This is a genomic window from Caloramator sp. CAR-1 (assembly GCF_030546345.1).
GTDB classification, from domain to species: domain Bacteria; phylum Bacillota; class Clostridia; order Clostridiales; family Caloramatoraceae; genus Caloramator; species Caloramator australicus.
On sequence record NZ_JAUONW010000048.1, the window covers coordinates 38449 to 46995 of the forward strand.

The window sequence follows — 8547 nt, forward strand, 5'->3', positions numbered from 1 at the left end:
CATATATTATAACACAATATGAAAAAAATTCCATACATTTTTGTAATTTTTTCTAATTTGCAAGCTTAAACTCCTCATTTGTTATGTTAATTTTACCCCTTAGCCCATCTGTTATATAAACCTTTTTGTCCTTTGTAATAAAAATTGCCTCTACACCTTCCATGCTGTTTACTATTTTTAAACCCTTTTCAATTCCCGCAGCAAATATGGTAGTAGACAATGCATCTGCTACTATCGATTTATCTGTTATTATTGTCGTTCCAACTAAATTGTTTTCTACAGGATACCCTGTTTTGGTATCTAAAATATGATGATACCTTTTACCATTAGCTTCAAAATATCTTTCATAAACTCCCGAGGATACAACTGTTTTATCCTTTATTGGAACAATAGCAAAATAATCCCCTCTTATCGAATATGGGTTTTGTATTCCTATATTCCAATCCCTGTTTTTAACAGGATTTTCTCCCATTGCAAGAACATTTCCACCAAGGTTTATAATAGCATGCTCAACGCCGTTTTCTTTAAGTATTCTGCAAACCTCATCGGCGGCATAACCCTTTGCGATTCCTCCAAGGTCTATCATCATTCCCTTTTTCTTTAGGAAGACCGTCTTTTCGCTATCGTTTAATTCTATATCCTCATAATTTACCAATGGAAGCTTTTCCTTTATTTCATAATCCTCTGGAACCCTGGCATAATCTGTTCCTATATTCCATAATTTAACTATAGGCCCTATTGTAATGTCAAATAATCCCTCTGAAACTTTTCCAAATTCCTTGCCTGTTTTAATAACGTAATAAACATCATCTGAAACCTTGACAGGTTTTATTCCTGAATTTTCATTAACCTCATCAACTTCGCTGCCCTCTGCATTTATCGTCATTTTGTCCTCTATCTCCTTTAATCTTTTAAAGGCTTTTTCAAGAACAGTAGAGTCAACATCATCATATATTTTAATAGAACATACTGTCCCAAGGAAAAAGTCCGTTTTTTCTAGAGGTTCCTGTAGTATTTTAGCTTCTTTTTTACAACCAGAAAAAATCAAAATAAAAAACATTAAAAGGCTAAATAAAAAAATTCCCTTTTTCATCTCCATCCCCCATTACATTTATTTTACAAATTGTATTTTATCATTAAGAGGGGCTTTGTGCAATTGTTAACAAAAATTAATACAAAAAACCCCTGCAAATATGCAGGGGAAATTTTATGCCGTTTTCTTTGTATCATATATATCGATTTTCCTTCCTTCTTTGCGCCACTTTGCAAACTCAGCAGTTGCTGTAAATAGAACGTCTGAAGATGAGTTAAGAGCTGTTTCACATGAGTCCTGAATAACACCCACTATAAAACCTACACCTACAACCTGCATTGCAATATCATTTGGAATTCCAAACAAACTGCAAGCAAGAGGAATTAACAATAAGGAACCACCAGCTACACCTGAAGCACCACAGGCACTTATGGCTGATAAAACGCTTAGGATAAAGGCTGTAGGAATGTCGACCTTTATACCGAGGGTGTTGGCAGCCGCAAGGGATAAAACAGATATTGTAACTGCAGCACCAGCCATATTTATTGTAGCACCAAGAGGAATTGACACTGAATAGGTGTCCTTGTCAAGCCCTAAGCTTTCACAAAGGCTCATATTAACTGGTATATTTGCTGCAGAACTTCTTGTGAAGAAGGCTGTAATACCACTATCCTTTAAACATCTTAATACAAGTGGGTATGGATTTTGACGGATATATAAAAAAACAATAATAGGATTAACTACAAGGGCTACAAATAGCATCGCTCCAACGAGAAGAACTATTAATTGTCCATAGCTTAATAGCGCTTGAATTCCATTCGTAGCAATTGACTCGAAAACAAGTCCCATAATTCCAAGGGGTGCAAAGTTAATAACCCATCTAACTATTGTTGATAGTGCATCTGCTACATTAGCTATTATAGTCTTTGTAGAATCAGAAGCATTTCTTAAGGCAATGCCTAAAAGAACTGCCCAGGATAGTATTCCTATATAATTGGCATTGAAAAGAGCCTTTACTGGATTATCAACAAGATTCAATAAAAGCCCCTTTAATACTTCCGTAACCCCACCTGGAGGTGTTAAATTCCCTGCCTCAGTTCCAGACAAAGTTAACGTAACTGGGAACATAAAGCTTGCAAGAACGCCAATAAGTCCTGCAGAAAATGTTCCTACTAAATAAAGAACTATAATCGATTTCATATTGGTCTGATGTCCACTCTTATGCTGTGATAAAGCAGATGATACTAAGAATAATACCAGCATTGGTGCTACTGCCTTTAGAGCACCAACAAATAATGAACCAAAAATAGTAACTGGCTTTGCCGTTTCTGGCATCGTTAGTGCTAATATGATACCTACGATTAAGCCTACAAGTATTCGTTTTACTAAGCTTAGTCGATTCCATTTTTGGATTAGACTATTCATCTTTTCTCCCCCTCTTAATAATGTTATAAGTTTGCCACTAAACTATAAGTGGACTTAACAAGAATAATTTTAACATATGTATTTTTGAAATAAAAGTAAAAAATTTTGGAATTTTTATTCTTTTTGTCGTTTTTTGAATATTTATTTTATATAATAATTTAAAAAAAATAATAAAACCTCCACAAAATTATGGAGGTTACCATAAATCTCTGCTGGAGGTGGATATCCCTACTGCTCCGCTGGAGAGGGCATTTTCTATATCGCTTTTATCTAAAATTAATCCCCCCGCAATTACCGGGACATTGATGTGGCGATGTATTTTTTTGATCACCTTATATGCAAGGCCTGGCATGATCTCAACTGCATTTGGCCTATCTTCTAAAATGTTTTTTATCCCGGTTTCAAGGGATCTTGAATCTAATAAAAAAATCCTTTGTATAGCAATTAAATTTTCATTTTTAATAGCCCTAATTAGGGTAGGTTTTGTCGTTATTATTCCATCAACACCGACATATTTTAAAAATCTCACCGCCTCTTCATCCTTCCCAAGGCCTTCCACTAAATCTATATGGGCAAACACCCTTTTTCCTTTGTTTTTTATCCTTTTAACAGTATCCTTTATATTTAAGATGCCCCCGCATAATAGGAAAACAACTTTAACATCCCTATCTAAGACCAAATCGACATCCTTAATATTTTTTATTGCTGCTATGATAGGATTTTGTTTTAAATCGTCAAGTATCTCCTTCATACAAAGCCCCCTAATCTTTGATTCTCTCAACCCTTGATGTTGCAACAACATTAGCACCGGTTCCAAGAACATTTTCAATTATTATATCTCCGATATTGATTGGCGCTTTAGCTTCTACTTTGTTTATCTCCTTCATTATATCAAATATTTTGCTCTTTGGGACCTCCCTATCCGTTTTAACCGATAAAAGGGGTCTATCTCCACCCTTGACCTTGACGGTTGTTGTTATGATTCTTGTTGGGTTTATGATTTCATTTTTTGCATAGTCTTCGCCTTTTTTGCATTTATTCCCTGTTACTTTAATTTCTCCGTTAATCTCAACCTGAAGTTGACATCCTAAGGGGCAGTTTATACAGGTCATATATTTTGTCATTCTGCCACCTCCTTAAGTTCAAAGATAAGCTCATCCTTCACCCTTTGAAGAATATCTTTAGATAGTTTTATCCTCTCCATTTCTCCAGGCGTAACATGATTTTTTCTAATCCTAAATATTACATTGTCTCTATCCCTAACTATTAGATATACATTTTTATAGACATCATTAACCCTCATGTAAAAATTAACCTCTTCCCTTACATTTTGGGGTGAAATAAAATTAGGAACCACATATCTTATTCCATTCATCCCAATAGTCTTGAAGGTCTTTTCTCCTTTAAATCTTTCTCCTTTAATATATTTTGCTGCCCCATATCCTGCAATGTAACTTTCCATTGTTACATAATCAACAAGATCATGCACATGAACTACGTTCCCACAGGCAAAAATCCCATCTATGCTGGTTTCCATAAGTTCACTAACATATGCTCCGTTTGTAAGAGGATTTATAGCAATATCGGCTTCCTTTGATAGTTCATTTTCTGGAATAAGTCCAACTGATAAAAGCAAAGTATCGCATTCTATATACTTTTCCGTTCCAACAAGTGGCCTTTTATTTTCGTCAACCCTTGCTATGGTAACTCCTTCAACCCTATTTTTCCCATGAATCTTTATAACCGTATGATTAAATAAAAGGGGAATATCAAAATCCTCAAGACACTGAACTATGTTTCTTTTTAATCCCGTTGAATAGGGCATAATCTCAACCACCATTTTAACCTCTGCTCCCTCAAGGGTCATCCTTCTTGCCATTATAAGCCCTATATCCCCAGAACCTAAAATAACTACTTTTTTACCAACCATATATCCTTCCATATTTACAAATCTTTGAGCAGAACCTGCAGTAAAAATACCTGCTGGTCTACTTCCTGGAATATTTAAGGCTCCCCTTGTCCTTTCCCTACATCCCATAGCAAGTATAACAGCCTTTGCTTTGATTTCCATTAATCCATCCTTAGGATTTAACGCTACAATTCTTTTATCCTTTGATAGATGAAGGACCATGGTATCCAATTTATATTCTATTCCTAAAGCTTCAACCTCATCTATAAACCTTTGAGCATATTCAGGTCCTGTAAGCTGTTCTTTAAATATATGAAGGCCAAATCCATTATGAATACATTGCTGTAATATCCCACCAAGCCTTTTGTCCCTTTCTAATATAAGTATATCATCAATTCCATTTTTCTTTGCCTCTATTGCAGCGGCAAGACCTGCAGGTCCACCCCCGATTATAACTAGATCCCTTTCCATTTTCCCACCCCTTTTATTTTGTCCTTCCGGTTAAAATATAGCTTCCTTCTTCTGATTTTAATATTTCCGTCATAGGAATATTAAGTTCCCTTGAAAGTATTTCAACTACCCTTGGCATGCAAAATCCCCCCTGGCACCTTCCCATTCCTGCCCTTACTCTTCTTTTAACTCCATCTACAGTTCTTGCTCCAAGGGGCCTTTTTATTGCATTTACAATGTCCCCCTCCGTTATGTGTTCGCATCTACATATTATCCTTCCATATAAATTATTTTCATGAAGGGCATTTCTTTTCTCATCCTCTGTCATATTAATAAACAGCTTTGTATTTTTTCTTTTGTTTATAAAAGCAGCTTTTTTATTTAATCTTAATCCTTGATTTTCTAAAAGATTAACAATATATGGTGCAATTGCAACAGCTGCAGTTAACCCTGGTGATTCTATTCCTGCTGCATTAACAGCGTTTTTTGTAGGAATATTTATTACAAAATCACCTGTGCTGGGGGTTGCCCTAACCCCTGCAAAGGAGGTTATTATGTCCCTTAGATTTAGGTTTTTAACGCTTCTATTTCCTCCCTTTATAATCTCCTCTATTCCTTCCCTTGATGTGGAAACATCATCCCTTATATCTATTTCTCTGGCATTTGGCCCTACAAATAAATTTCCATGAACAGTTGGCGCAACCAATATTCCCTTTCCTCTGTTTGAGGGGGGTTGAAATATAGTCCTTGTTACTAAATTTCCAGCAGATTTATCAAATAGGCAGTATTCTCCCCTTCTTGGGATTATCCTGAATTTTTCTCCTCCCAGCATGTCGTTTATTTCATCTGAAAATAATCCGGCAGCATTAACAAGATACATAGATTCAAAGGTGCCGTTATTTGTTTCTATTATAAAGCAATCCTTCTCTTTATATATTCTATTTACCTTCGTATTAAACATAAATTCAACGCCGTTTTCATTTGCGTTTTCAGCAAGGGCAATAGCAAGTTCAAAGGGTGATACTATTGCTGCAGTTTTAGCATAAAGGGCACCAACAACATTTTCCTGTAGGTTTGGCTCTAAGGATAAAACCGTATTCTTATCTATTATCGCAAGTTCCTTTACGCCGTTTTTTAAACCCCTTTCATAAAGGGTTTCAATCTGCTTCATATCTTCATCATCAAAGGCTAAAACCAAGGAACCATTTCTTTTGTATGGAACATCTAACTCTTTGCAAACTTCTTCATACATTTGGCTTCCCAAAACATTAAACTTTGCCTTTAAAGTCCCCTCCTTTGCATCATAACCCGCGTGAACTATTCCACTGTTTGCCTTTGTAGAGCCATTTGCAACATCATTGCTTTTTTCTATTACAAGGCACTTTAAATCGTATCTTGAAAGCTCCCTTGCAATGCTCACTCCTACTATTCCAGCCCCAATTATGATAACATCAAACATAAGTTTGCCCCCTTAAAACAAATTAAGCCATGGAAAAAAGACCACCTTAAGTGGTTTTTCCCATGGCTCTCAACTCTCGCCAAAATATTCTATTAATTATATTTTATCACAAATAATAAATCCAATCAATCCTCCTTTTCCCATAAAAGAGCCCTTCTAACAGCCCTATGCCATCCTTTGATGAGCTTTTCTCTTTTTTCATCCTCCATATTAGGCTTAAATTTCTTGTCTACTGACCAATTATTAATTATCTCCTCCTTATCCCTCCAAAAGCCAACTGCAAGCCCTGCCAAATAAGCTGCTCCAAGTGCTGTTGTTTCAATTACCTTTGGTCTATATACGTCAACGTTTAAAATATCCGCTTGAAACTGCATTAGAAAATTATTTGCCGAAGCTCCACCATCCACCCTTAGCTGCTGCAAGTTTACTTTAGAATCCTCCTCCATTGCCTTTAAAACATCCATAGTTTGATATGCTATAGACTCAAGGGCTGCCCTTATAATGTGTTCCTTTTTGGCACCCCTTGTAAGTCCAACGATAGTTCCCCTGGCATACATATCCCAATAGGGAGCTCCCATACCTACAAAGGCAGGAACAAGATAAACACCGTTGGAATCCTCAACAGCCGTTGCATATTCTTCGCTATCTGCTGCAGTCCTTATCATCCTTAGCTCATCCCTTAACCATTGCACAACAGCTCCTGCCATGAATATACTTCCCTCAAGGGCATATTCTACTTTGCCATCAACACCCCAAGCTATTGTGGTTAAAAGCCCCTTCTTTGATTTAACAGGCTTTTCACCTGTATTCATTAACATAAAGCATCCTGTTCCGTATGTGTTTTTTGCCATTCCCTTTTCAAAACATCCTTGCCCAAATAATGCCGCCTGCTGATCCCCTGCAATCCCTGATATTGGAATTTCACCACCTATAACGTCTGTTGCAGTATAACCATATATGCAGCTTGATTCTTTAACCTCAGGCAGCATGGATTTTTGTATGTTTAAAATTTCTAATATCTCATCATCCCACTTTAATTCATATATGTTGTATAGCAAAGTTCTTGATGCGTTAGAGTAATCCGTAACGTGCACCCTTCCGCCGGTTAAATTCCAAATAAGCCAGGTGTCAATGGTTCCAAACAAAAGCTCACCCTTTTCAGCCTTTTCTCTTGCACCTTCAACATTATCCAGGATCCATTTTATTTTAGTCCCTGAAAAATAGGCATCTAAAACAAGACCTGTTTTTTCCATTATAAGATCTGCATATCCTCTATCCTTTAAGTCATCACAAATTCCCGAGGTCCTCCTGCACTGCCAAACTATGGCATTGTATATAGGCTTTCCAGTTATTTTATCCCATACAACAGTTGTCTCCCTTTGATTTGTAATCCCTATTGCAGCAATATCTCCTGATGTAAGCCCTGCCTTTGCCATAGCCTCATTGGCAACTCCGATTTGTGTTGCCCATATTTCAATCGGGTCATGTTCAACCCAACCTGCCCTTGGATAAATTTGAGTAAACTCCTTTTGGGCAATTGAAACTATATTTCCTTCCTTATCAAAAACTATTGCCCTTGAACTTGTCGTCCCCTGGTCTAATGCTAAAATATACTTTGACATCATAACCCCCCCAAAAAAAGCCGCAATACTACCTTTGTAGCATTGCGGCTCTCACTTCTCTGCCATACAAGATTATTTTAACATAAATGAATTAATTTTTTCAATATTATGAATTTTTATCATAGTGTAAAATTATTGTAGGACGAAAAAAGACAAAAATTTAAAAGAGACAACCCCTGTGATAAAATAAAAGTGAAAAAAACACACAAACCAATAAGGGGGTGTCTCTTTTGAATAATATTATACAACAACATTTAATAAATTTCACTACTAAATTAATAAAAAATGTTGAGGAAACTATATCAAAAGAATGGGATTTAACAAAACTTGTTGATGTAGTTAAAAAAATGACTGATGAATTAGGAGCAAACATAATAAAGGACTTTTTAGAAGAATTAGATAAAACGATTAAAGAAGATGAAAAAAGGAAAAAGGGATGGGTAGTAGAAAGGAAAGACAAGAAAAAGATTGTAACAATGCTAGGCGAAATAGAATATGCAAGAACGTATTACAAATCTAAGAAGAATGGGGAATATAGATATTTACTTGATGAAATTATAGGGATAAGCAAACATGAGAAGGTAGATAAAGAAGTAAAGATAAAGCTTGTAGAGAACGCAATTAATATGTCCTATGAGGAAAGTAGTAA

At 35.9% G+C, this 8547-nt stretch carries 8 protein-coding genes; 1 reads left to right on the forward strand and 7 read right to left on the reverse strand.

The window, feature by feature from the left end:
- Positions 1-52: 52 nt before the first annotated feature.
- From Q3V94_RS13145 to glpK, 7 genes are all read right to left on the reverse strand, one after another.
- Positions 53-1093, reverse strand: a complete 1041-nt coding sequence (locus Q3V94_RS13145; protein WP_303528406.1) for an FAD:protein FMN transferase — start codon at positions 1091-1093, stop codon at positions 53-55.
- A 114-nt stretch (positions 1094-1207) separates the two neighbouring features.
- A complete protein-coding gene (gene sstT, locus Q3V94_RS13150; RefSeq protein ID WP_303528409.1) occupies positions 1208-2458 on the reverse strand; it encodes a serine/threonine transporter SstT in 1251 nt (416 codons plus the stop codon).
- A gap of 196 nt (positions 2459-2654) precedes the next feature.
- Positions 2655-3209: a glycerol-3-phosphate responsive antiterminator gene (locus Q3V94_RS13155; protein ID WP_303528412.1), complete on the reverse strand. Its 555-nt coding sequence runs from the start codon at positions 3207-3209 to the stop codon at positions 2655-2657.
- A 10-nt stretch (positions 3210-3219) separates the two neighbouring features.
- A complete protein-coding gene (locus Q3V94_RS13160) occupies positions 3220-3582 on the reverse strand; it encodes a DUF1667 domain-containing protein (protein WP_303528415.1) in 363 nt (120 codons plus the stop codon).
- Entirely contained in the window at positions 3579-4838 is a 1260-nt protein-coding gene (locus Q3V94_RS13165; protein ID WP_303528417.1) for an NAD(P)/FAD-dependent oxidoreductase, read from the reverse strand. Before Q3V94_RS13165 ends, Q3V94_RS13160 begins: the two co-directional genes overlap by 4 nt.
- Before the next feature lie 13 nt (positions 4839-4851).
- Positions 4852-6276, reverse strand: coding sequence for an NAD(P)/FAD-dependent oxidoreductase (locus Q3V94_RS13170; RefSeq protein WP_303528420.1), 1425 nt, complete (start codon positions 6274-6276; stop codon positions 4852-4854).
- 125 nt (positions 6277-6401) lie between these two features.
- Positions 6402-7898, reverse strand: coding sequence for a glycerol kinase GlpK (gene glpK, locus Q3V94_RS13175; protein ID WP_303528422.1), 1497 nt, complete (start codon positions 7896-7898; stop codon positions 6402-6404).
- Positions 7899-8128: 230 nt separating this feature from the next.
- Here glpK and Q3V94_RS13180 point away from each other — a divergent pair.
- A partial coding sequence (locus Q3V94_RS13180; RefSeq protein ID WP_303528425.1) for a UPF0236 family transposase-like protein occupies positions 8129-8547 on the forward strand: 419 nt, incomplete at its 3' end.

Bases quoted from the DNA above. Each gene is read 5' to 3' on its own strand.
- Q3V94_RS13165 (WP_303528417.1), bottom strand. From the start codon at position 4,838: ATGGAAAGGGATCTAGTTATAATCGGGGGTGGACCTGCAGGTCTTGCC.
- Q3V94_RS13155 (WP_303528412.1), bottom strand. From the start codon at position 3,209: ATGAAGGAGATACTTGACGATTTAAAACAAAATCCTATCATAGCAGCA.
- Q3V94_RS13145 (WP_303528406.1), bottom strand. From the start codon at position 1,093: ATGAAAAAGGGAATTTTTTTATTTAGCCTTTTAATGTTTTTTATTTTG.
- glpK (WP_303528422.1), bottom strand. From the start codon at position 7,898: ATGTCAAAGTATATTTTAGCATTAGACCAGGGGACGACAAGTTCAAGG.
- Q3V94_RS13170 (WP_303528420.1), bottom strand. From the start codon at position 6,276: ATGTTTGATGTTATCATAATTGGGGCTGGAATAGTAGGAGTGAGCATT.
- sstT (WP_303528409.1), bottom strand. From the start codon at position 2,458: ATGAATAGTCTAATCCAAAAATGGAATCGACTAAGCTTAGTAAAACGA.
- Q3V94_RS13160 (WP_303528415.1), bottom strand. From the start codon at position 3,582: ATGACAAAATATATGACCTGTATAAACTGCCCCTTAGGATGTCAACTT.